Here is a 23233-nt window from a genome sequence, read left to right as displayed (position 1 = left end):
CTAAGTTTTCTTTTTGGAATATTGTTTTTAGATCATTTTATTTACTGCTTGCCATCATAAATTTGATCAAAGACAGCTCCATTAGCAAAGTGAGTTTTCTGAGCTTTCGCCCAACCACCGAACACATCATTAATGGTAAATAATTTAATTTTTGGAAATTGGGCTGCATATTTTGCTGCCACTTGCGCATTGCGCGGTCGGAAATAATGTTTAGCCGCCAACTCTTGCCCTAACGGTGAATATAAAAAGTTCAAATAGCCTTTTGCTAAAGTTCGGTTGCCATCTTTATCTACGGTTTTATCTACAATTGCGACTGATGGCTCTGCCAAAATTGAAACTGAAGGGTAAACGATTTCATATTTATCTTTATCAGGTCCTTTAGTCGCCAATAAAGCTTCGTTTTCCCATGATAATAAAACATCACCAATGCCACGTTCGGCAAATGTTGTTAGCGAACCGCGTGCTCCTGAATCAAGTACTTTTACATTGTGATAAAGTTTTTTAACTAACTCACGAGCTTTGGCATCATTTCCGCCCGGTTGTTTTAAGGCATAACCCCATGCCGATAAATAAATCCAACGAGGAGCTCCCCCTGTTTTAGGATTGGGTGTAATAATCTCGACGCCCGGTTTGGTTAAATCATTCCAGTCACGTATATTTTTGGGATTACCTTTCCGCACTAGGAACACAACAGTAGACGTATAAGGCGCAGAATTATTTGGAAATTCTTTTTGCCAATTTGGCTGAATAAAACCAGCTTTCACAATCTCATCAATATCATTAGCTAACGCTAACGTTACAATATCGGCTTCTAGACCCGTGGCCACTGCCCGAGCTTGTTTACCAGATCCACCATGCGACTGTTTAAAATCAACATCCTGCCCTGTGCGCTGTTTCCAGAACTTACCGAAAGCCTGATTATATTCTTGATAAAATTCTCGGGTCGGATCATAAGAAACGTTTAAAAAAGAAGTAGCAGCCTGAGCTGCTGTTACCGCCATTCCCAAGTACACAGCTACAGCCATTATTAATATTTTTTTCATTTACAAAATCCATCATTGGTTTTAGTTTTACTATATTTTTAATTTTATAATTTACAATCAATTACTTATATTAATATATTTTTTATTAATCTCTTTAAAATATATAGATAAGGATGTCTAAGTTATTTCATTTTTGAAATTTTTTGTAATTATTCTTACAACTTAATGAGGACCTTCACTTTATCTACACATTAATTTGTTAAATAATGAAGCGCAAAGGATACATATGGCCTACATTTGGGTCGACTAGATTAAAATATAGATAATTTTTGTAAAAAGTGTGACACAGTTCCACTTTTTTATTAAGATTTATGTTTAAATCGTAGCATTACCGTAATTTTACATTTCGTTAAACTCAAAAAATAGATGAAATGTAATGAACAAAGGGGATGATTAATAATGAAAATTCATTATGGAAAAGCGTTAAGCTTAAGTTTGGTGCTGGGTTTGGCATCACAGTTTTCTGCAGCAGCGGCACTTAAAGATACTCCAAATAAAATTGGGGCAGATAAGCAGACTTCACTTATTGAAAAAGCTTTAGATCAGCAAAAACGTAACCCTATCGTGTTACCTTCTACAAATGATGAGCTTAAAGTACTCAATTCAATTCGGGTTACCCCAACTCAAAACTTTCTTGCGGCTCAACACGAACGTTTTTCACGTTTTGTTCAGGCAATCTTCCAGCCGCATGCATCTTAAATTCTGAAACACCCCTCAGCGTTTCAGCTTTAGCCCAGTCTGATGTTAAATAAAACGTCAGAATACTGGGCTTTTTCGTTATAATAGTTTCAATTTTTATTTTGACCCATTAGCTATGAAAGTTCGTACTCGTATTGCACCTTCCCCTACAGGTTTTCCTCATGTCGGCACAGCCTACATCGCCTTATTTAATATGTGTTTTGCGAAACAACATGGCGGAGAATTTATTTTAAGGATTGAAGATACAGATCAGCTTCGCTCTACTCCTGAGTCTGAAAAAATGATTTTGGATTCATTGCGTTGGTTAGGTCTAAATTGGTCGGAAGGTCCAGATGTGGGTGGCCCTCATGCACCGTATCGCCAATCTGAACGTATGGGAATTTATAAGCAATACGCATTAGAACTTGTTGAAAAAGGTCATGCTTTTTATTGTTTCGCTACAGCAGAAGAACTAGACCAGATGCGTGCTGAACAACAAGCACGTGGTGAAACACCAAAATATGATGGTCGTGGGTTAAAACTTTCTCAAGAAGAAGTGACACGTCGCTTAGAATCGGGTGAACCTCATGTCATCCGTATGAAAGTACCTGAAGAAGGTATTTGTAAATTTAATGACTTATTACGCGGGGAAGTTGAAATTCCTTGGGCTCAAGTCGACATGCAAGTTCTTCTTAAAAATGATGGATTACCAACTTATCATTTGGCCAATGTTGTCGATGACCATTTAATGGAAATCACTCATGTATTACGCGGTGAAGAATGGCTTCCATCTGCACCAAAACATCAGTTGCTTTACCAATATTTTGGTTGGGAAATGCCAACACTCTGCCATATGCCATTGCTACGTAATCCAGATAAATCAAAATTATCTAAGCGTAAGAACCCGACATCAATCAACTACTACCGTGATATCGGCGTTTTACCAGAAGCCTTGTTAAATTATTTAGGTCGTATGGGTTGGTCAATGCCGGACGAAAAAGAAGTGTTCACGCTACAAGACATGATGGATAACTTTGATATTCAACGTGTTTCACTCGGCGGTCCGATTTTTGATGTTGAAAAATTAAATTGGCTTAATGGTCAATGGATCAAAGGATTAACTCCAGGCCAATTGTTAGATCGTTTACTCACATGGAAGAGTGATCGAAGCACTTTAGAAGATATTGCAGCTGCCATTCAACCACGTATTAACTTACTTTCAGAAGCTGTAAATTGGGCTGGTTTCTATTTTAATCATATGCCACAAATTACCGCGGAAATGTTTGAAAGTAAAAAATTGACTCAAGAGCAAGTTCGCCAAAGTTTACAATTTGCAATTTGGCGTCTTGAAGGCCAGTTCACTTGGAATAATGACACTGTTAGCCAAACCCTAATGGACCTTGCGAACCAGATGGACATTAAATTACGTGATTTTATGCCAGCATTCTTTATCGCAATTGCGGGTTCAACCAGCTCAACACCAGTAATGCAGTCGATGGTCACTCTTGGACCTGATTTAACTTTCGCTCGTTTACGACGCGCTTTAGAAATTGTGGGTGGACCAAGCAAAAAAGAAGTTAAAAATTGGGAAAAACTCAATGAGAGCTTAAAATTGCCGAAAAATGAAGCAACTAGCGAAGCTTAATTCATTTTTTTGTTGACGTGTGAGCGCATTCACCCTAGTATTGCGCTCACACAAACTGGGGTCATAGCTCAGTTGGTAGAGCGCTACAATGGCATTGTAGAGGTCAGCGGTTCGATCCCGCTTGACTCCACCACGCTCCTTTGTGTTTGCCTCATCAAGTCCCTATCGTCTAGAGGCCTAGGACATCGCCCTTTCACGGCGGTAACCGGGGTTCGAATCCCCGTAGGGACGCCAAATTCTGCTTTAAAAATTATTAAAAGACTCTATCGTCACCTTACTGTTTATTCTTTATCTCTTTCTAGATTGCACATTTGTCTATTTTATCTAAAATAGCGTCTTTCTTAATTCTCTCAATGTGTAATATGCAGCCATCTGACAATCAACTAGATGCTCATCAGCATCAGAACAGTACTGCACCTTTAAAAAGAGCCATGAGTACTCGCCATCTTGTTATGCTATCACTAGGCGGGGCAATCGGAACTGGTTTATTTTTAGGTTCAGGGGAAGTCATTTCACAAACTGGAGCTATTGGCGCAATTATTGCCTACATTCTTGGTGGCGCGATCGCTTACATGGTCATGCTCTGCCTAGGAGAACTTGCCGTACACATGCCTGTTTCAGGCTCTTTCGGTGCCTACGCCAAAAAATATATTAGTCCTAGTACAGGCTACATGATTTCTTGGATGTACTGGTTGACATGGACTGCAACGCTTGGAACTGAATTTACAGCTGCAGCATTACTCATGCAGGAATGGTTCCCACATATTTCAATGTGGATCTGGACAATTGTTTTTGCAATCACTATTTTTGGTTTAAATATTAGTTCAACTCGCATTTTTGCTGAGTCTGAATTTTGGCTAGCTCTTATTAAAGTGATTACCGTTATTGCTTTTATTGTGCTGGGCCTATTAGCGATTTTTGGTTTAATTCCTTTTAATGGTAGCCAAACTGCACCGCTATTTAGCAATCTTACAGCTCAAGGCTGGTTCCCACATGGTTTAATTCCTATTTTTACCACCATGCTAATTGTTAACTTTGCTTTCTCAGGCACTGAATTAATTGGTGTTGCAGCAGGTGAAACCAAAGATCCCGCTCAAAATGTACCCAAAGCAATTAATGCTGCAATTTGGCGTCTTCTTATTTTCTTTGTAGGGACCATTATTGTTATTAGTGCTTTACTTCCTTTCCAGCTTGCGGGCTTAGGCAGTGAAGGCGTTAGTAGCAGTCCATTCGTTACAGTATTTAATTATATTGGCATTCCATATGCGGATGACATTATTAGGTTTGTAATTATTACAGCTCTGCTTTCGGCAGCAAACTCAGGACTTTACGCCGCTTCACGTATGATGTGGTCACTGTCGGAACAAAAATTACTACCTGGCGTATTTGCTACACTCTCAAAAAGTGGAACACCTATTGTTGCCCTAGTTGTAACAATGTTTGGAGCAATTCCAGGCTTGTTATCAGAGCAGTTTGCCCCAGAGACTATTTTTAAAAATCTGCTTGGCGTTGCAGCATTTACTATGGTTATTGTCTGGATGAGCATTTGTTTAAGTCAATTTAATTTCCGTCGCCAATGGTACAAATCTGGCCATACAGTTAAAGACTTACAATATGCTGCTCCATTATTCCCTATCGTCCCGATTTTAGGTTTTATTTTCTGCTTTATTACGTGTTTGAGTATGGCAGCAGACCCTGAAATGCGTGCTGGTTTTGTAGGCTGCCTTATTTTTACAGCTTTATGTTATGTCAGCTATTTTATTTTTTACCGCAATAAAGTCTAAACCACCCTTATTCAATGAAAGTGTAGCAAAAAGCTACACTTTTTTTTGTCTACACACTGGTTTTATATAACTTACCGTTGTAGATTAAAATTTATATTAAAAACAATTCCTTGTATAGAATGAAAATTATATTTATCCACGGGATGAATCAACAGAATTACACATCACATCGCTTAAAAGAGCATTGGTTAAGAGTGTTTAAACTCGGCCTAAAACAGATGCCTTGCAAAGTTAATGTACGCGATCTTCATATTCATATGCCATTTTATGGCGATTTGATGAATAAATATCAATTAAGTAATCAATTAGATCTTACAACCTTGTTACCTAAAACATTTTTAAATAATTATTTACCTATTCATTTACATGAGAATAATCCCCCAACCAAAGAACACACTCCATTTATTCCTTTATTGTCGCCATCAGCGGATCAAGCTGAAAAAAGCTTTTCAGAACGACTCTATCTCACCTCTCAGCTAGTAAAGGATCGAGTACTTAAAGAATTGGTTGTTCTTTTAAACAACTTTCCAAAATTGCATGAGAGTTTGATACAGCAGTTTCTGATTGAAACTTATATGTACTTATCTAATCCTGAATTTATGCAAGAAGTAAATCAACGAATTTTAAAGAAAATACGAGAAGAGGAAGATTATATTGTCGTTGCGCACTCCCTCGGTTCAGTCATTGCTTATCGGCTACTTTCAGACCCTTCTTATCAATTTTCAGTTAAACGATTTATAACTTTAGCATCCCCTTTATCTTTTCGCGTCATTCAAAGTAAGCTCCCGAGTCCAATTGTCAGACCACCCCATATTGACGGTGAATGGTTTAATTTCTACTCTCAAGATGATTTTTTGACTGCATTTCCATTATGTGAAGCTCCTTTTAACTTTGATCCACCTATTATTAATCAGAAAATTTTTACCTTTGCCAACCAGCCACATGAGATTTTAGGATATTTACAACACCCCTCTGTTATAAAGGCAATTATTGAACCTTTTCAGAAAAATGATGGCTAAATGTATATATTTTCTACAATTTGGGTTATTTTTAATCGCTTGATCGCTTTTTTTAATATTTCTTCAGAAAACTATTTGACAGTTTTATTAAATCGACCTAATATACGCCCACCTCTGAAACGTCCCTATCGTCTAGAGGCCTAGGACATCGCCCTTTCACGGCGGTAACCGGGGTTCGAATCCCCGTAGGGACGCCAGTAATTTTTTCAGATGTATGCCTCACATATGTCCCTATCGTCTAGAGGCCTAGGACATCGCCCTTTCACGGCGGTAACCGGGGTTCGAATCCCCGTAGGGACGCCAAATTCTAAAAAGCCACTGCATAATGTCAGTGGCTTTTTTCTTGCCTAAAAAAAGAAAAGCCAATCAATGACTAGCTTTTTCTATACTCTGTTAGCTCGCAATTCCCACTTGTACTTCAAGGCGACCCGACTGTACTCGTAGTCCTCTAATTTCAAATTGATCTACCAATTGCTGGACCAACTCTCGGCTTTCTCTCAAAATATTTAAACCCGGTAAAATACTAAAATCAGTCAAACTCAGAAGCTTTTCAACCATCCATGAACGGTTATTAATAAAGTCAATAAATCCTGCTTGCTCTAGGTCAATAAACCACATACGGTGACCATCGCGTTGGATGCCCGGAATATCGCCAATCAAATGATTAATAAGTGATGGAATCGGCAACATATTCACGACTTCAAAACCAACTCGACCAATACGGCGCACAGCCCAATTTGACAGGGTTCCCCCATGCCGTATCTGAACATCGAGACTTTCATCCATTTGTCGTAGGCGCAAAAACTTTTCTTGCCCAATACGACATTCCAAAACCTTAAAATCTAAACTTAAACGATACATGAAGCGATGGTAATGCCCATCGATCTCGACTTGAAAACTATCATTGCCACACTTGATTTTAATATCATCAATTTCAGAACGGTCGATGCGCTTACGAATTTGATTATTTAATAGCATTTCCGGTAAATACAGCGTTAAGGTGCTCTTCCCCAAAAATGTACGTGCCATGATCAATGCGACTTGACGTGCAGTTTCACTGGTTTCAGACACCATATCTCGTACAGTGCCTGCTGCCAGATTTGTCATTCCGACAACTCCACGTCTGGTGTGAGTGGTCACTTGGTCGAGCGCATCTAATGCAGCATCCGCGACCCCTGCAATATTACGTGTCGTATCACTAGCGAACCCGACCGCATCTTGGGCATGTTGCAATGTCTTATGCAGTAATCGACGAGATAATGACGGTTTTGTAGTATCTGGGGTGGCTACAACTGATGCTGTCGTTGTAGGCTTCGACTCATTGTCATCTTGTTGACCCAAGTCCCTATCTCCTTTTTATATTTATTCCACGTCCTATTTACGAGTATTTAAGCTCATTTATAGTGCTAATTACACTTCATTTTTCTGTAGATTAGCACGCTCTACACTATTATTTTAATTTTTATGTGTACTTATAAATCATCTGTTTTTTGTATTTCCTTGTTTATTCAAAATTATTTTTTTGCTCATTCAAAGTACTTCATCGATATCTTACAAATTTTTTTCTTTTTCGACATTTCCGTTAGAATAGATTCAAACTGAATGTGGAGTTCCTATGCAATACCGTTGCCCTCAATGTCAAAGTGTTAAAATTATGCCTGTAAGCCAAGGAATTAACAGCGTAAAACCAGCAGTTCCTAAAAGCCTTGTTATCTTAATTCCTGCAATTTTCATTCTTTTACTCTTGGTTGTTATTAGCATTTTTATGTGGATTTTTGGCAATGGTGCAGGCAGCTCTCTTCAAATTGCAACAGTCGTTGTTTTTGTTGTGGCTGTAGGGGCAGGTTTTATGTTCTGGCGTGATTTGCCAGACTTTAAACTGTCTATGCAAGCATTTATGCAGTCACAAAAACATTGGAAATGCCGTGACTGCAATAATGAGTGGGAAATCTAATGCATTATTCACATCATTTTAATGCTGATGTGAATGTTTTTCCTCAGCATGTTCATGTGGAACATGCTGGGCGGTGTGTTGACAATTAATTTCTGCATCATCTTCAATTTGCAAAGTAACCTCAGCAATCCCATGTTCGTGAGAAAGCATTTCAACTGCATCTTGATACAACTTGGTACGGTCCGCTTGAGGCGCAAATAAGTGCACCGTTAAATGAATATTTTTAGACGTAATTGCCCATACTTTAAGTTGGTGAATACTTTCCACACCATTTAAAGAAAGCAGATCTGTACGCAACTTCTCAATATCCACTTCTTCTGGTACCCCTTCGAGCAAAATATTAATGCTCTGTTTAAGCAAAATCCATGTACGCGGTAACACCCAAAAACCAATGAGTACAGCAATCAGCGTGTCAATCCAATACCAGTTGGTGAAGTAGATAACAATTGCACCAATAATAACGCCAACCGAACCTAGTGCATCGCTTAGAACTTCTAAATAGGCACCTTTAACATTTAGGCTAGAGTCGGCATTCGACATTAGAATTTTCATTGAGATGAGATTAATCATCAAACCAATGGTCGCCACAATGAGCATACCCACGCTCTGGATCTCAGGTGGTTTAGAGAAGCGGATATAGGCCTCATATAAAATATAAACTGCCACCACAAAAAGCATGAGCGCATTAAATAAAGCAGCCAGAATTTCAAAGCGCTGATAGCCAAAAGTACGTTTATTATCGGCTGGACGTTTTGAAATTTGAATGGCAACTAAAGCAATTGCTAAAGCAGCTGCATCTGTAAACATATGCGCAGCGTCAGAGAGCAATGCCAGACTTTGTGTGATTAAGCCTGCAATGACCTCAACAATTAAAAACGTTGTAGTAAGAGCTAAAGCAATCGTTAGTTTCTTAGCGTTACCTTCAGTCACTACGGCATGACTATGATCGTGTTGTCCACCCATGTTGCGGACTCCTTATTATTTATCTTTATGATGAGGTAAAAGTAACAATGAATGCATCATTACTTTTACCTTTTTCAAACACTTTTTTGACTCAGATTCTGTAATCAAAAAAGATATCTCAAATCGATGACATTATGAATGCTCAGCGCTTTTCGCCTTGCTTTCATTCATCCACCGATAAATGACTGGTAATAAAACCAAAGTTAATATCGTAGATGAAATAATGCCACCAATGACAACCGTTGCCAAAGGTCGCTGAACTTCTGCACCAGTTCCAGTTGCCAAAGCCATGGGAATAAAACCGAGTGAAGCAACACAAGCCGTCATGAGTACAGGTCTTAAGCGTAAGATCGCCCCATTCCAAGTTGCAGTTTGAATATCAAAGTTTTCTCTAAGCTCTTTAATAAAGCTCAGCATCACCAGACCATTTAGAACAGCAACACCCGACAAGGCAATAAACCCGACACCCGCCGACATTGAAAGTGGAATATCTCTCAGCCAAAGTGCAATAAGCCCACCCGACAAAGCAAACGGAACACCGCTAAATACCAATAAGCTTTCTTTAATATTATGGAATACGGCCATGAGTAATATGAAAATCATAGCAAGCGCTAATGGAACAACTATTTTCATTCGTGCGGCAGCAGAGGCTAGATTTTCAAACTGACCGCCATATTCCAACCAGTAACCCGCTGGCAACTGTTCTTTTGCCAGAGTTGTTCTTAACTCTTGAACAAATGAACCTAAATCACGCCCTTCTACGTTAGCGGTAATAATGACACGCCGCTTACCATTTTCACGTCCTACCTGATTTAAGCCTGAAGTACGCTCAACTTTAGCGACATCTTGAAGTTGGATTAGACCGCCATTTGGTAGCTGAATCGGAAGTTGGGCTAAGTTTTGAATGGTCCGTTGCTGATCCTCTAAGCGAATTTCAAAATCGAATCGTCGATCACCCTGTAAAATCTGCCCTACATTTTGTCCGCCAACACTTGCCGCCACAGTGTCTTGAATGGCTTTGGCAGATAATCCGTATTGCGCAGCCAATGGACGGTTAATTTCGACACTCAACACTGGTAAACCGCTCGTTTGTTCTACCTTAACAGCCGTAGCGCCAGAAATTGTCTGTATCTTTTGGACCAATGTCTGAGCCTGTTCATTAAGCACTTGCATATCATCACCAAAAATCTTGACGCCGATATCACTACGAATGCCCGAAATCAGTTCATTAAAACGTAGTTCAATTGGTTGAGAAAATTCGCTGTTATTGCCCGGTAATGTCGCCAAGAAAGCTTGCATACGCGAACGCAGCTCATCTAGCGTCTCTTTAGAGTTTGGCCATTGATCATGAGGTTTAAGCAAAATGACCGCATCAGAGATATTAGGTGGCATCACGTCAGTTGCGACCTCAGCCGTTCCTGTTCGTGCAAAAACAGCCGTTACCTCTGGAAAATTCTTCAAAATGAGCTTTTCAGTATTTTCTTGCATTCGCAGTGATTGCTCGAGTCCAGTACTAGGTGAGCGCATTTGCTGTAACGCGAAATCACCTTCACTGAGTTGCGGAGCAAATTCACTACCCATTTGGGTCGCTAACACGCCTGTGAGCACTAAAATACTCAATGCAAAGCTCAGAACAACGATCTTAAGTTGATAAGCCAGATCAAGAATATCTCGATATTTCTGCTTTAAAGCTTGCATCCAACGTGTTTCTTTTTCTTTCACTTCACCCGTAACAAAAAGAGCAACTGCCGCAGGTACAAATGACACAGAAAGAATCATGGCACCCAATAACGCCATGACCACAGTCATTGCCATTGGATGGAACATTTTCGCTTCAACGCCAGATAAGGCAAAAATAGGTAAATAGACCACTAAAATAATCATTTGCCCGAAAATAAGCGGTCGACGGGCTTGTTTCGCTGCAAGAAAAACTTCTTTGAATCGCTCAGTTCGCTTAAGAGGTCGATGTAAAGCATGCTGTGCTTCTGCTAGACGCCGAATACAGTTCTCTACAATAACAACTGCCCCATCTACAATAATCCCGAAATCAAGCGCTCCTAGGCTCATCAAGTTGGCACTAATATTTTGCTCAGCCATACCAGCAAGAGTAAATAACATTGAAAGGGGAATAACACAGGCAGTAATTAAAGCGGCTCGGAAATTTCCTAGAAAAATAAATAAAATCACAATAACCAGAATTGCCCCTTCTACAAGGTTCTTCTGTACTGTGGCAATTGCTTTATTCACTAGAATCGTTCGATCATAAACCGTTTCTAATTCTACCCCTTTGGGTAAAGTAGATTGAATTTCCTTAACTTTGCTATCAACGGCCTGAGCAACTGTACGGCTGTTTTCTCCCATCATCATCATGGCTATGCCAAGAACAGTTTCTTCACCATTGTAAGTTGCGGCACCTGTTCTTAAATCATGTCCAATAGAGACATTCGCCACATCTGCCACACGAATTGGTAAACTATTTTTGGTGCTTACAGTAATGTTTTGAATATCCTCAACATTACTTAACATGCCCGGAACACGAACAGTGAGCTGCTCTCCGTTTTCTTCAATAAATCCCGCACCACGGTTTTCATTGTTTTCTTGCAAAGCAGTCTGAAATTCATTAATTGAAATTTGCAGCTGCTGCAAACGTTTTAAATCAGGAGAAACAATATAGGTTTTATTGTAGCCACCAATACTGTTAATTTCGGCTACGCCTTTCACCCGCTGCAATTGAGGACGCACAATCCAGTCCTGAATTTCACGCAAGTCCATAGCTGTATAAGCAGTGCCATCTGCTTTTTTAGCACCAGCTTTTGCTTTTACAACCCATTGGTAAATTTCACCCAGTCCAGTTGAAACAGGAGACATGACTGGATCAACCGTTTCGGGTAGCTGTCCATCTGCCTCTTGTAACCTCTGATTAATCAGTTGTCTTGCCCAATAAATATCAGTTCCGTCTTTAAAAATAATGGTGACTTGAGAAAGCCCATAACGGGAAATCGAACGGGTCTGTTCCAAATTAGGAATTCCGGCCATCGCATTTTCAATCGGATAGGTAATCCGCTGTTCAACCTCTAAAGCGGTATATCCATTCGCTTGAGTATTAATCTGGACCTGCGTATTGGTAATGTCTGGAACGGCATCAATAGGAAGCTTTTGATAACTCCATATTCCAACGCCAATCCATGTCAGTACAAAGAGCATGACCCAAATGGCATTTTGAATAGCAAACTGAATAATTCTGTCAAACAGTCCTTCGGGTTTGGGCAGCTCAGGTTTATTAATGTCCATGCTCCGCCTCTCCTTTTTCCAATTCGGATTTCAGCAAGAAGCTGCCTTCTGCAACATAGCGCTGGCTTGGATTAATACCTTTTACAACCTCGACCCATTGACCATCTGTAGAACGTTGTCCCAACTGTAATGTGACCGGTTCAAACTCAAAGCCTGTTTTGACCATTTTTGGCGTAAAGATAACGTCTTTACCTTCAACTTGCTGGATCGCTTGTGCTTTTACACGTATTACTTTTTGCGTTAAGCCTGAATTTAGCTCAACGTTCACCATAAGGTTTGGACGTAATTCACTGTTAATAGCCAAAACTTTCGCACGAACTTGCAAACGCCCCGTTTGAGCATCAGCTTCAGTTGTTAAGCTTTGAACCTGTGCAGTAAATACATTCCCAGTTTGCAAAGATTTAAATTCAACCTGCTGGTTAGGCTGCACATTCACATTACCAGTGCTTGGTAAAATGAACTCCAGCCACAACTGATCAAGCTGATTAATAATAAAAAGCTGATCTGCTAGCTGTACGTTTTCACCCACCACAATATCTTTATTACTGACCATGCCAGCAATTGGAGCTGTTAAGGTGTAGCGTCCCCCTGAGACCGAACCTGCGCCAAATGCACTCAAGCGTGAACGAGCTGCTTTAACTTGAATTTGGGCTTGCTGATAAGCGTTATAAGCTCGTTGATAATCTTGCTTGGCAGAGATTCCTTGTGACCATAAACTGCGTTCACGCTCATAGTCCTGACGCATTAAATCAAGATTAGACTGTGCAATTTGTAAATTGGCTTGCTGATCGACTAAATCTGGTACCAATAAGCTTGCAAGGGCCTGACCTTTTTTAACCTGTTGTCCAAGCTCTACATACACTGCTTCTACATGTCCACTAAAACTTGGCGAAACATGAGCTTGACGGTCTGTATTGACAACTAGCTTGGCTGGATAAGTTTGAAGCTGAGCAACTTCACCTAATTCAGCCTGTTCAATTTTTAAATTTTGTTCCTGCATTTGTTGAGCAGAGAGCATCAATGGTTTTTCACCCTCGTTATTATGTCCTTCACCCTCTTCTTCAGCATGCTCATGCTCTTCTGAGGCTTCAGAAGAGGCAGGTTTATTTTTTGAATTTAAAACGAGCAAACCGATTAATATTGCAGTGATTGCAGCAATCACTCCCACCCAAAGCCACTGAGAATTTTTCTTTAAATTTACCGACATTTTTATTCTCCTGCCTGAGTTGGGAATGTTTGACTTTGTTGCCAAACACGTTGATTCAATTGCATTAAGGCATCTTTGGCCATGATTTGCTCTGGCTCTAACCCTAGACGCAAACTTTGAATTTCAATTGAATTTTGCCAAGCCTGTTTTAATAGCTCGACTTTACGTAACCGAACATCTTGCAATTGCATGGTGGCTTGCTGAACATCGGTTACGGCGAATTTACCTAAACGGAAACCTTGTAATGTTTTTTGCTGAACTTGAATGGCAAGAGGAACTTGTTGATCACTCAATTGTTTAAACTGCATTTGCAAGCCTTTCAATTCAGACATTAGGGCTTCAATATCAATCTGATTTTGCTTTTGATAAAAGCTTTGCTGGCGTTGAGATAACTCTTGCTTGGCTTGAGCAATCTTGATTCCATACTGCTGTCGGTTAAAAAGATTTAAAGGAATTGCGACGCCTAAACGAATTTGGTTATCGGTACTTTGTTCAGGTGATCGAGTGTTATTCACACCTAAAGTTACCGTAGGTAATGGTTTAGCTTTTGCTTTAAGTTGTTGAATGTTGGCTTGCTGAGCAAGGGAATCTAATTGGAAGGAACGCTCTAACAAATTATTTTGTGAATCTTGACTTGGTTCTATATTCGCTGCCAGTGCCCATAACTGGTTTGGGCGTTGGAGTAGTTGAACTTGACTTGAACCACCACCCCACAAGTTCACCAGTTGTTGCTTCGCAACATTTAGTTTTAAACTGACTTGTTGATATAAACGCTGATTTTCCAAGTGATTCATACGTACTCGGTCTACATCAACCTGAGCAATACTGCCTGCCTGATAACGTTTTTCAGATGCAAGTAAATTTTCTTGGCTGACGGATAGCTGCTCTGCAATAAGAGACTTTTCAAGCTCAAGTAATGCAACTTGTGACCAGAAATATTTAACAATTAAATCAAGCTCAGCCTTATAACGCTGTTCCGCCAAATCAATTTTTGATATTTCCACTTTTGCCAAATTTTGCGCAGCCTTACGCTGCCCAAAGATATCCAAAGGTTGAGAGATTCCAATTGCGAGTTCTTTTTCTTGATCGCTCTGAAAACCTGTTTGCTCAATGGAAAGACTTGGGTTAGCCCATAAACGACTTTGCTTTAAATTAGTCTCAGCCATTTGCTGCTGTGCTTGCCAAACACCTTGCTGACTTTGATATTTTTGTACCTGCTCTAAAGCTTGCTCAAAAGTAAAGGCAGCTTTTTGAATATAACGTTCTTGTTGAATATCAGACTGAGCCATCGTTACTTGCCCAGCCAATAGCATGGCAATAGATAGGCTTGAGATGGTTAAAACTTTTTTTAACGTTATCTTAACGTTACTCTCTAAGTGAGAAGTAAAACTCACTCGATTTGAAAAAATAGAAGACATGTTTTGCCCCGCAATAAATAAGAGATGCGGTGGGCTTTTTTTGGCTACCCCACCTATAGCGGGGTTAAAACAGGAGGAGGTTTTAAAGCAGTAAGATGTGGTGACTGGTAAGAATTAGACCAGTAATAAATTGGCGTTAATACTTGTATATGTACAACAGGCACCTCGGCTTGTTTTGCAATTTCAGTCATTACTATATGAAAACATGAAGGTAAATGATCATGATGATCTTGCAAGTTCAAAGGAGCCTTATGAGAATTTTCTACTATACTCGTCTGTTCAGTATGAGCTTGATGTGAAGATTGATATACATTCAAAGCCGCATGATGTCCGAAATGATGCAATGCTTTTTCCTGATTTTCATGCATGCAAAATGCCGCTGCCACATTCCATAAACTCTGAAATATGAGCAAACAAAACAAGACTGACATAAAAATCGCAGAACGTGGCAACAGCACACCATTAAGCTAAAAGTTGAACCAAGCCACTATAACAGGCACGAGCTATGTAATAAAATTACAAAAGGCTGATTCGTCAATTCTTCCATTTTTTTAATTTAGAACCCATCACACCTTATTTGGGACAAAAATAATTTCTTCTTGAGTAACGATTATGTATAAACTTTTTTCTGCTTCTATATTAACCATTTGCCTTGGCTTAACGGGCTGTGCTACTTCAATACTATCATCGGCTTTACCTGATGAAACAACTCAAGTTCAAACAAATACTTTAAAAAAAGATCAAATTATTGCGCTAGGTCAGGCAGTTAAAAATCAGCAAGAACAAGGACTCGTATTTATAGGTCAAGACTATAATTATTTAATGACAGATGGTAGTTCAAACCTTCTAAATATTATCAAAAGCATTCCAGCAGAACAGAGAACAATAAAAACACCATCACCTCTTATACTTGAGATGGATGATTCCACCCATTTCCATGGAGAAATAACGATTCGTTATAATATCCCTATGTCTAAAATAGATGAAAAACAAAAAGAACTTTTAAAGACGTTAGGTTTTAAAAATCAATTCATGGCTATGGAAAATCAACAACAAGTTTTTTATCCTTTCACCATAATCCGCTTTAAAGGACAGATTTATCAAAAAGCAGATAATCAAAAGATTCAACAACAAATCCCAACCCCTTACTCAATTGAATTACAAGAAAAAATTGAAACCACCACAAAGCACCCATTTAAACGTGTTACTCGTAAAGTTTTATATCCATTAGCAATGACCTTTGATGTCATTGTTATTGCACCATCTTTAATATGGTCAGATTTACATGGTGATTTTAATAAATAAACTCTATAAAGATATAAAACAAAAAACCAGCCCTGAGGCTGGTTTTTTAAATTAACAGAGATTAACCGCTAATTTTTTTGTATTTCGTACGTTTTTGAGCAGCGTCATCACCTAAACGTGACTGGCGATATGCTTCGTATTCTGCATAGTTACCTGCATAGAATTCTGGCTGCTCATTTTCAAATGACAAGATATGTGTCGCAATACGGTCAAGGAACCAACGGTCATGCGATACCACCATTACCGTACCTGGGAATACAAGAATTGCATCCTCAAGCGCACGTAAAGTTTCAATATCCAAGTCGTTTGATGGCTCATCCAGTAAGATAACGTTTGCACCTAACTGTAAGATCTTCGCCAGTTGTAAACGGTTACGCTCACCACCAGACAATTCGCCTACACGTTTTTGCTGATCTTGACCTTTAAAGTTAAAACGGCCGATATAAGCACGTGACGCGATTTCGTAATCACCGATTTTTAAGATATCTAAACCGCCAGAAACTTCTTCCCAAACAGTTTTATTATTATCTAAAGTGTCACGGATCTGACCAACATAAGCAACTTTAACTGACTCACCTAAGGTCACAGTACCTGTATCAGGTTGCTGTTCGCCGGTCATCATACGGAATAAAGTCGTTTTACCTGCACCGTTCGGACCAACGATACCAACAATCGCTGTTGGCGGTACAGTAAAGCTTAAGTTTTGGTACAGTAAGCGGCCGTCAAATGATTTACTGATGCCTTCCACTTCCACAACTTTGTTACCCAAACGTGGACCAGGTGGAATATAGATTTCAGACGTTTCATTACGTTGCTGGAATTCTTTAGAGTTAAGCTCTTCAAAACGTTCCATACGCGCTTTATTTTTCTTTTGCTGACCTTTAGCATTTGAACGAACCCATTCAAGTTCTTTTTTCAATGCTTTAGCAAAAGATTCTTCTTGTTTATTTTCCTGCTCTAAACGAGCATTCTTTTGTTCCAACCAAGAAGAATAGTTCCCTTGATAAGGAATCCCCATACCACGGTCAAGTTCAAGAATCCACTCAGCCACGTTATCCAAGAAATAACGGTCATGCGTAATCGCAACGATAGTGCCAGGGAAATCCTTCAAGAAACGTTCTAACCAAGTTACAGATTCTGCATCCAAATGGTTCGTCGGTTCGTCCAGAAGTAACATATCTGGTTTCGAGAGCAATAAACGGCAAAGTGCAACACGACGGCGCTCACCACCAGAAAGTAATGATACGTCTGCATCCCAAGCTGGAAGATTCAATGCATCCGCAGCAATTTCAAGCTGGTTGTTTAGGTTATGTGCATCCCAAGCATGAATAATTGACTCTAATTTTTCCTGCTCTTTTGCAAGTGCATCAAAATCTGCATCAGGCTCAGCATATTCAGCAAAAACTTGATCAAGACGAGCTAAAGCATCCAAAGCCTCACGCACGCCATCTTCAACGTTACCACGAACGTCTTTAGTTGGATCAAGCGGTGGTTCTTGCTCTAAATAGCCGATTTTAATTCCAGGTTGTGCACGAGCCTCACCAGAGAAATCTTTATCTACGCCCGCCATAATACGAAGCAAGGTAGATTTACCTGCACCGTTCAAACCGAGCACACCAATTTTGGCACCCGGGAAAAATGATAAAGAGATGTCTTTTAAGATTTCGCGCTTTGGCGGAACCATTTTAGACACTCGGTTCATCGTATAAATATATTGGGCCACGCAGGACTCCTCAATTGAAAAACCAGTACATCGCAATAAGCGATAAATAATCGCGCGTATTATACGCTGAAAACCTCTTTGACTTGAAGTTATGATTTCCATCGTACGGATTTATCAAACAATTTTCTTTTTCAATAAGTTGCAAAATGTTTATGTATAAGATTTATACAGCATTTCAGCGTATATTTTTCTATCTTTATTCCTAAAAAAGCAAAACAAACCAGAATTTCAGCAATTTTCTCTATGCGTTTTAGGCTAGACTCGCTCAATATTTAACTCACGAAGATGAAGTAATCATGACTTATAAAGATGAAACCTTAGCAATTCATGCTGGCTATTCACCCGAAGCGACCACAAAAGCTGTTGCAGTCCCTATTTACCAAACCACTTCTTATGCATTTGATAATACCCAACACGGTGCCGATCTCTTCGATTTAAAAGTTCAGGGTAATATTTATACCCGTATTATGAACCCAACCACCTCTGTGCTTGAGCAACGTCTTGCAGCACTAGAAGGCGGAATTGGCGCTCTAGCTTTAGCATCTGGCATGGCAGCAATCACCTATGCTATTCAGACGATTACTGAAGCGGGAGACAATATTGCTTCTGTCTCAACCTTATATGGTGGAACCTATAACTTATTTGCTCACACCTTACCGAAACAAGGAATTGAGGTCCGATTTTTTGATTACCAAAAGCCTGAAAGCTTGCGTAACTTAATTGATGATAAAACTAAGCTTGTTTTTGTTGAGTCAATTGGAAATCCGCTTGGGAATATTATCGATCTAGAGGCCATTGCGAAAATTGCCCATGAATATGGTGTTCCAGTCGTTGTAGATAATACCGTTGCCACCCCTGCCTTATTAAAACCTTTTGAATATGGTGCTGATATTGTCATTCACTCTCTTACAAAATATATCGGTGGTCATGGCAATAGTATTGGCGGCGCGATTGTAGATAGCGGTAAATTCCCTTGGGGTAAATATCCGGAACGTTTTAAAGTTTTGAACACACCAGACCCGAGTTATCATGGTGTTAATTATGTCGAAGCATTAGGTGAGGTTGCTTATATTGCCCGTGCACGCGTCGTTCCATTACGCAATACAGGTGCAGCAATTAGCCCATTAAGTGTATTTTTAATTTTACAAGGTTTAGAAACGTTGAACCTTCGGATGGAACGCCATACTGAAAATGCCCAAAAAATTGCGGAATATCTAAAAAATCACCCTAAAGTAAAATGGGTGAATTATGCAGGCCTCACAGATCATCCACAGCACCAATTGGCTCAGAAGTATGTAAAAGGTAAACCTTCTGCAATTTTATCTTTTGGTGTGCAAGATGGTCTCGAAGGCGGTACTCGCTTCATCGATGCACTACAACTTTTTACTCGTCTCGTAAATATTGGCGATGCAAAAAGTTTAGCTTGCCACCCTGCAACAACAACTCATCGCCAGCTCAATGAACAAGAGCTTAAAGCTGCGGGTGTGAGTAAAGATATGGTTCGTCTTTCGATTGGAATTGAGCATATAGATGACTTAATCGCCGATTTAGAACAAGCGCTTTCAGCTGTGTAATTTTTAAACTACTCAACAAGCCTCTGGAAATAGAGGCTTTTTTCTTTTTTACGCACTATACCACTACAATCAATTAATGGATTAAGATACTATTTTAGAGTTTTTACTCTAAATAAATTGTTAAATTTCATATATTTACAGACTAGACAATTTTTAAACATCTATTAAGATAAGAGCAATATTTATGAGTTCATCTGGATGAACCTACGGTTGTAAAAAATAAAAATTACATACCGGAATAAATAGTCCCTGCCCCTACTTAGGTAAAATGCTGTGAATAAAAAATTAGAAGCTCTGTTCCAGGAAAAGGTACAAGATAAAGTCATTTTAGTGACAGGCGCCTCAAGCGGAATCGGTTTAACCATTTCAAACAAACTTGCTGATGCAGGTGCTCATGTCTTACTAGTTGCACGTACTGAAGAAACTTTGGAAGAAGTGAAAGCAGATATCGAAAGTCGTGGTGGTAAAGCATCAATTTTCCCATGTGATCTCAACGATATGGATATGATTGATCAAGTGTCTAAAGAAATTTTAGCGACGGTTGATCACATTGATATTTTAATTAATAACGCAGGTCGTTCTATTCGCCGTGCCGTACATGAGTCTTATGACCGTTTCCATGACTTTGAACGCACGATGCAGTTAAATTATTTTGGCGCAGTGCGCTTAGTTCTCAATATTTTGCCTCACATGATTCAACGTCAAGATGGGCAAATTATTAATATTAGCTCGATTGGTGTGTTAGCAAATGCGACTCGCTTCTCTGCCTATGTAGCATCTAAAGCTGCTCTCGATGCATTTAGCCGCTGTCTATCGGCCGAAGTTCATGCACATAAAATCGCAATTACTTCAATCTATATGCCATTGGTTCGTACCCCAATGATTGCACCAACTAAAATTTATAAATATGTACCAACACTTTCACCTGAGCAGGCTGCTGACTTAATTGCTTATGCAATTGTGAAACGTCCAAAACGTATGGCGACCAACTTGGGCCGTTTAGCTTCAATGACTTATTCTGTCGCACCGAGCATCAACAATATGTTTATGTCGATTGGCTTTCGCTTATTCCCAAGTTCGGATGCAGCAAAAGGTCAAGAAACCGAGAAATTGAACTGGGCACAAAAAGCATATGCACGAATTTTCCCAGGTGAACACTGGTAATTTCTGGCTAAAAATATAGTTTAGAATTTAAAAAGCGCCTCACTTAAGGCGCTTTTTTTAACTAAAAATTCTATCCATCAAGGAACTGAACATGTCCTGTTTTTACATCATAAATTGCGCCTACAATTGTAATCTCACCTCGCTCAACCATATCTTTTAAAACGCTACTATGGCTAATGATGTATTGAATATTGTAGTGAACATTCATGGCAGTCACCTGATTTACAAAGGCTTTGCTGAGTTCACGTGGCTGCATAATGTCATACACACTATCAACCGAATGCATTAAAGGCCCAAGCACATATTGAATATGTGGCATTTCCTTCACGTCAGCCACTTGCTTATGTTCTAGGCGTAATTGACATGCGCTCGTCACTGCACCGCAATCGGTATGCCCTAAAACGACAATTACTTTAGAGCCCTTAGCCTGACAAGCAAACTCAAGCGAACCTAATACTTTTTGACCTGCAATATTACCTGCAATTCGTAAGCTAAACAGATCACCAATACCCACATCAAAGATCATTTCTGTAGGTGCGCGTGAGTCCATACAACCAAGAACAGCTGCGATCGGGTGTTGTCCTTCATCTGCGGTAACTCGAATTTGACGATAAATATCGCGTTGCAGGCGTTCGTTTCTTACAAAACGTTCATTACCCTCTTTAAGCAAATTCACGACTTGCTGTGGACTCAGTTTTTGTTGTAAATCTCTTGTACTAATATCAATATCAAGTACTGCATCATCCACATCTTGATAGTGCTGCTTAAACCCAACAAGTTTAAGGTTTACCTGACGTTTAATGGCAGTTTCATTTTGATAATCTTGAATAACTTGGTAGATGTCAGGATCAATCGAATCACATTGAGTTGCATCAATAATGAGTTGTTGATGTTTATGTACATGTTCTAATGCAGAAATAAGCGCAGAACGATTAAGAAAGGTGACTTGTGATGGAAGTTCAATACGAGTAACTACGCCGTGCAAGCGCTTCTCTCTATAAACACGAATACCCTTATTAAAATTCCCATAAAGAATAAAAGCACTACTGGTGAACAGACCAATTAAAATTCCCATTAAAAGATCGGTCTGCAAAATTGCAACTAAGGTAATAATAAAAGGTAAAAATTGTTTCCAACCCTTTTGATAAAGCTGTTTAAATAGTTTTGGATGAGTAAGCTTAAACCCTGTCACGATTAAGATCGCAGCCAATACCGACAAAGGAATCATGTTCATTAATGGCACGAAGAACAAAACCGCCAATAGCAATAATACGCCATGAATAATGGTAGAGCATTTACTACGCGCGCCTGTATTTGCATTCACTGAACTACGCACAATCACTGAGGTTACAGGCATTCCACCAATTAAGCCTGAAATAATATTACCTGTGCCTTGTGCCCAGAGTTCACGATTAGGGGGAGAAGAGCGTTTTTGAGGATCGATTTTATCTGCCGCTTCCAGATTCAATAATGTTTCTAAAGAGGCCACGACAGCAAGCGTAATTGCTCCTGTATAAATCATAGGCTCAGCTAAATAGCTAAAATCAGGGAAAATCAATACTTTTTCGGGTGCTTGCAATATATTCGGCAATTGAATGAGGTTATCAACTTGCACTGCCCATGGAGAGCCAATACTCACCAAAATAAAATTTAAAACCGCTGCCAACACAACTGCAATCAGAGCAGAAGGTAAAGCTAGTTTTTTGAGTGGACTGCTATCCCACGCTAAAATTAAGAATAAACTGAGCAAACCAATGAGTGCAGCTCCCCCATCAAAACGCTGAAGAAATGCGTCTGGCGTTGAAGTCCAAATCTGCTTCCATGAAAAATCAGAAAGCCCAAACAGATAAGGTAATTGTGTCGCAATCAGGATGACACCAATGGCCGCCAGTAATCCCAAAATGACATTATTTGGAATAAAGTTTGCAAAAAAACCTAACTTGAATAATCCAAAGAGAATTTGTAGAACACCAGCAAAAATAATACATAATAAAAAGGCGGCATAATTGCCGCCTAATTGTTCTAACTGTACAAGAATTACAGCAGTTAGTCCCGCTGCTGGTCCGGCTACACTGATGTGGGAGCCACTCAGTAAGCCAACAATAATACCGCCGACAATACCAGCAATAATGCCAGAGATAATGGGAGCTCCTGAGGCTAAAGCGATACCCAAACACAGCGGTAATGCCACAAGGAATACGACAACTCCGGACAGGAGGTCTTTTAAATGAAATCTATTTTTCAGGTTTAAAACCGACATAAAACAACCATTTATAATATAAAGAAATAAGCAAAGTTGTACTATTACAGCCTGAAAGTGATTAATTGCTTCAAGGCTGGGTTGATGATGTCGGACAACTGAATCTCATTAAAGTTGAGTTATGCTATAACGTTGTATAGTTGATTGTAGATTTAACAACGTTTTTGTTGATCTTAAGATTCACCTCATCTTTACGACTGCGATT

Annotated in this window: 17 protein-coding genes and 4 tRNA genes; 12 read left to right on the top strand and 9 right to left on the bottom strand. The window is 39.5% G+C overall.

The window, feature by feature from the left end:
* Positions 1 to 41 precede the first annotated feature (41 nt).
* On the bottom strand, positions 42 to 1043 hold the full coding sequence (locus tag AC2117_RS01520; protein ID WP_227549222.1) for a sulfate ABC transporter substrate-binding protein: 1002 nt from the start codon (positions 1041 to 1043) through the stop codon (positions 42 to 44).
* A 399-nt stretch (positions 1044 to 1442) separates the two neighbouring features.
* Here AC2117_RS01520 and AC2117_RS01515 point away from each other — a divergent pair, with 399 nt between their 5' ends.
* The 8 genes from AC2117_RS01515 (at position 1443) to AC2117_RS01480 (ending at position 6472) form a co-directional block, all read left to right on the top strand.
* Positions 1443 to 1742, top strand: a complete 300-nt coding sequence (locus tag AC2117_RS01515) for a DUF4179 domain-containing protein (RefSeq protein WP_133971473.1) — start codon at positions 1443 to 1445, stop codon at positions 1740 to 1742.
* A gap of 115 nt (positions 1743 to 1857) precedes the next feature.
* Positions 1858 to 3366, top strand: a complete 1509-nt coding sequence (gltX, locus tag AC2117_RS01510) for a glutamate--tRNA ligase (RefSeq protein WP_127493634.1) — start codon at positions 1858 to 1860, stop codon at positions 3364 to 3366.
* 57 nt (positions 3367 to 3423) lie between these two features.
* Positions 3424 to 3499 (top strand) — tRNA-Ala (locus AC2117_RS01505).
* A 25-nt stretch (positions 3500 to 3524) separates the two neighbouring features.
* A tRNA-Glu gene (locus AC2117_RS01500) sits at positions 3525 to 3600 on the top strand.
* 128 nt (positions 3601 to 3728) lie between these two features.
* The gene (locus AC2117_RS01495; RefSeq protein ID WP_133971471.1) at positions 3729 to 5150 is read left to right on the top strand and encodes an amino acid permease; all 1422 of its coding nucleotides are present in this window, start codon (positions 3729 to 3731) and stop codon (positions 5148 to 5150) included.
* 119 nt (positions 5151 to 5269) lie between these two features.
* Entirely contained in the window at positions 5270 to 6169 is a 900-nt protein-coding gene (locus AC2117_RS01490) for a hypothetical protein (RefSeq protein WP_133971469.1), read from the top strand.
* 121 nt (positions 6170 to 6290) lie between these two features.
* Positions 6291 to 6366 (top strand) — tRNA-Glu (locus tag AC2117_RS01485).
* Between the two features lie 30 nt (positions 6367 to 6396).
* Positions 6397 to 6472 (top strand) — tRNA-Glu (locus tag AC2117_RS01480).
* 90 nt (positions 6473 to 6562) lie between these two features.
* Here AC2117_RS01480 and AC2117_RS01475 read toward each other — a convergent pair.
* Entirely contained in the window at positions 6563 to 7510 is a 948-nt protein-coding gene (locus tag AC2117_RS01475) for a hypothetical protein (RefSeq protein WP_133971467.1), read from the bottom strand.
* Between the two features lie 274 nt (positions 7511 to 7784).
* Here AC2117_RS01475 and AC2117_RS01470 point away from each other — a divergent pair, with 274 nt between their 5' ends.
* Entirely contained in the window at positions 7785 to 8123 is a 339-nt protein-coding gene (locus AC2117_RS01470; RefSeq protein WP_133971465.1) for a hypothetical protein, read from the top strand.
* 18 nt (positions 8124 to 8141) lie between these two features.
* Here AC2117_RS01470 and AC2117_RS01465 read toward each other — a convergent pair whose 3' ends face one another.
* From AC2117_RS01465 to AC2117_RS01445, 5 genes are all read right to left on the bottom strand, one after another.
* The gene (locus tag AC2117_RS01465; protein ID WP_133971464.1) at positions 8142 to 9086 is read right to left on the bottom strand and encodes a cation diffusion facilitator family transporter; all 945 of its coding nucleotides are present in this window, start codon (positions 9084 to 9086) and stop codon (positions 8142 to 8144) included.
* A gap of 132 nt (positions 9087 to 9218) precedes the next feature.
* Positions 9219 to 12377, bottom strand: coding sequence for an efflux RND transporter permease subunit (locus AC2117_RS01460; RefSeq protein WP_133971462.1), 3159 nt, complete (start codon positions 12375 to 12377; stop codon positions 9219 to 9221).
* Positions 12367 to 13584: an efflux RND transporter periplasmic adaptor subunit gene (locus AC2117_RS01455; protein ID WP_133971460.1), complete on the bottom strand. Its 1218-nt coding sequence runs from the start codon at positions 13582 to 13584 to the stop codon at positions 12367 to 12369. The genes AC2117_RS01460 and AC2117_RS01455 overlap by 11 nt, the downstream gene beginning before the upstream one ends.
* A 2-nt stretch (positions 13585 to 13586) precedes the next feature.
* A complete protein-coding gene (locus AC2117_RS01450; RefSeq protein WP_133971458.1) occupies positions 13587 to 15002 on the bottom strand; it encodes a TolC family protein in 1416 nt (471 codons plus the stop codon).
* A 53-nt stretch (positions 15003 to 15055) separates the two neighbouring features.
* On the bottom strand, positions 15056 to 15454 hold the full coding sequence (locus AC2117_RS01445; protein ID WP_171459046.1) for a cation efflux protein, CzcI-like: 399 nt from the start codon (positions 15452 to 15454) through the stop codon (positions 15056 to 15058).
* A 160-nt stretch (positions 15455 to 15614) separates the two neighbouring features.
* Here AC2117_RS01445 and AC2117_RS01440 point away from each other — a divergent pair, with 160 nt between their 5' ends.
* The gene (locus tag AC2117_RS01440; protein WP_133971456.1) at positions 15615 to 16307 is read left to right on the top strand and encodes a hypothetical protein; all 693 of its coding nucleotides are present in this window, start codon (positions 15615 to 15617) and stop codon (positions 16305 to 16307) included.
* Between the two features lie 61 nt (positions 16308 to 16368).
* Here the strand turns inward: AC2117_RS01440 and ettA are convergent, their stop codons facing one another.
* Entirely contained in the window at positions 16369 to 18030 is a 1662-nt protein-coding gene (ettA, locus tag AC2117_RS01435) for an energy-dependent translational throttle protein EttA (protein WP_133971454.1), read from the bottom strand.
* 296 nt (positions 18031 to 18326) lie between these two features.
* Between ettA and AC2117_RS01430 the strand changes: the two genes are divergently transcribed.
* Positions 18327 to 19604: an O-acetylhomoserine aminocarboxypropyltransferase/cysteine synthase family protein gene (locus AC2117_RS01430; protein WP_133971452.1), complete on the top strand. Its 1278-nt coding sequence runs from the start codon at positions 18327 to 18329 to the stop codon at positions 19602 to 19604.
* 273 nt (positions 19605 to 19877) lie between these two features.
* Complete coding sequence (locus tag AC2117_RS01425; RefSeq protein WP_133971450.1) at positions 19878 to 20768, top strand: SDR family NAD(P)-dependent oxidoreductase; 891 nt, start codon at positions 19878 to 19880, stop codon at positions 20766 to 20768.
* 70 nt (positions 20769 to 20838) lie between these two features.
* Here the strand turns inward: AC2117_RS01425 and AC2117_RS01420 are convergent, their stop codons facing one another.
* A complete protein-coding gene (locus AC2117_RS01420) occupies positions 20839 to 23028 on the bottom strand; it encodes a bifunctional SulP family inorganic anion transporter/carbonic anhydrase (RefSeq protein WP_133971448.1) in 2190 nt (729 codons plus the stop codon).
* Positions 23029 to 23233 lie beyond the last annotated feature (205 nt).

This window comes from Acinetobacter calcoaceticus (assembly GCF_900520355.1).
Classification (GTDB): domain Bacteria; phylum Pseudomonadota; class Gammaproteobacteria; order Pseudomonadales; family Moraxellaceae; genus Acinetobacter; species Acinetobacter calcoaceticus_C.
The sequence above is the reverse complement of the archived record's forward strand: the minus strand, read 5'-3'. Positions and strand labels throughout refer to the sequence as shown.

Bases quoted from the DNA above. Each gene is read 5' to 3' on its own strand.
- AC2117_RS01420 (WP_133971448.1), bottom strand. From the start codon at position 23,028: ATGTCGGTTTTAAACCTGAAAAATAGATTTCATTTAAAAGACCTCCTG.
- AC2117_RS01430 (WP_133971452.1), top strand. From the start codon at position 18,327: ATGACTTATAAAGATGAAACCTTAGCAATTCATGCTGGCTATTCACCC.
- AC2117_RS01460 (WP_133971462.1), bottom strand. From the start codon at position 12,377: ATGGACATTAATAAACCTGAGCTGCCCAAACCCGAAGGACTGTTTGAC.
- AC2117_RS01520 (WP_227549222.1), bottom strand. From the start codon at position 1,043: ATGAAAAAAATATTAATAATGGCTGTAGCTGTGTACTTGGGAATGGCG.
- AC2117_RS01490 (WP_133971469.1), top strand. From the start codon at position 5,270: ATGAAAATTATATTTATCCACGGGATGAATCAACAGAATTACACATCA.
- AC2117_RS01495 (WP_133971471.1), top strand. From the start codon at position 3,729: ATGCAGCCATCTGACAATCAACTAGATGCTCATCAGCATCAGAACAGT.
- AC2117_RS01440 (WP_133971456.1), top strand. From the start codon at position 15,615: ATGTATAAACTTTTTTCTGCTTCTATATTAACCATTTGCCTTGGCTTA.
- AC2117_RS01470 (WP_133971465.1), top strand. From the start codon at position 7,785: ATGCAATACCGTTGCCCTCAATGTCAAAGTGTTAAAATTATGCCTGTA.
- AC2117_RS01455 (WP_133971460.1), bottom strand. From the start codon at position 13,584: ATGTCGGTAAATTTAAAGAAAAATTCTCAGTGGCTTTGGGTGGGAGTG.
- AC2117_RS01465 (WP_133971464.1), bottom strand. From the start codon at position 9,086: ATGGGTGGACAACACGATCATAGTCATGCCGTAGTGACTGAAGGTAAC.
- AC2117_RS01515 (WP_133971473.1), top strand. From the start codon at position 1,443: ATGAAAATTCATTATGGAAAAGCGTTAAGCTTAAGTTTGGTGCTGGGT.
- AC2117_RS01450 (WP_133971458.1), bottom strand. From the start codon at position 15,002: ATGTCTTCTATTTTTTCAAATCGAGTGAGTTTTACTTCTCACTTAGAG.
- gltX (WP_127493634.1), top strand. From the start codon at position 1,858: ATGAAAGTTCGTACTCGTATTGCACCTTCCCCTACAGGTTTTCCTCAT.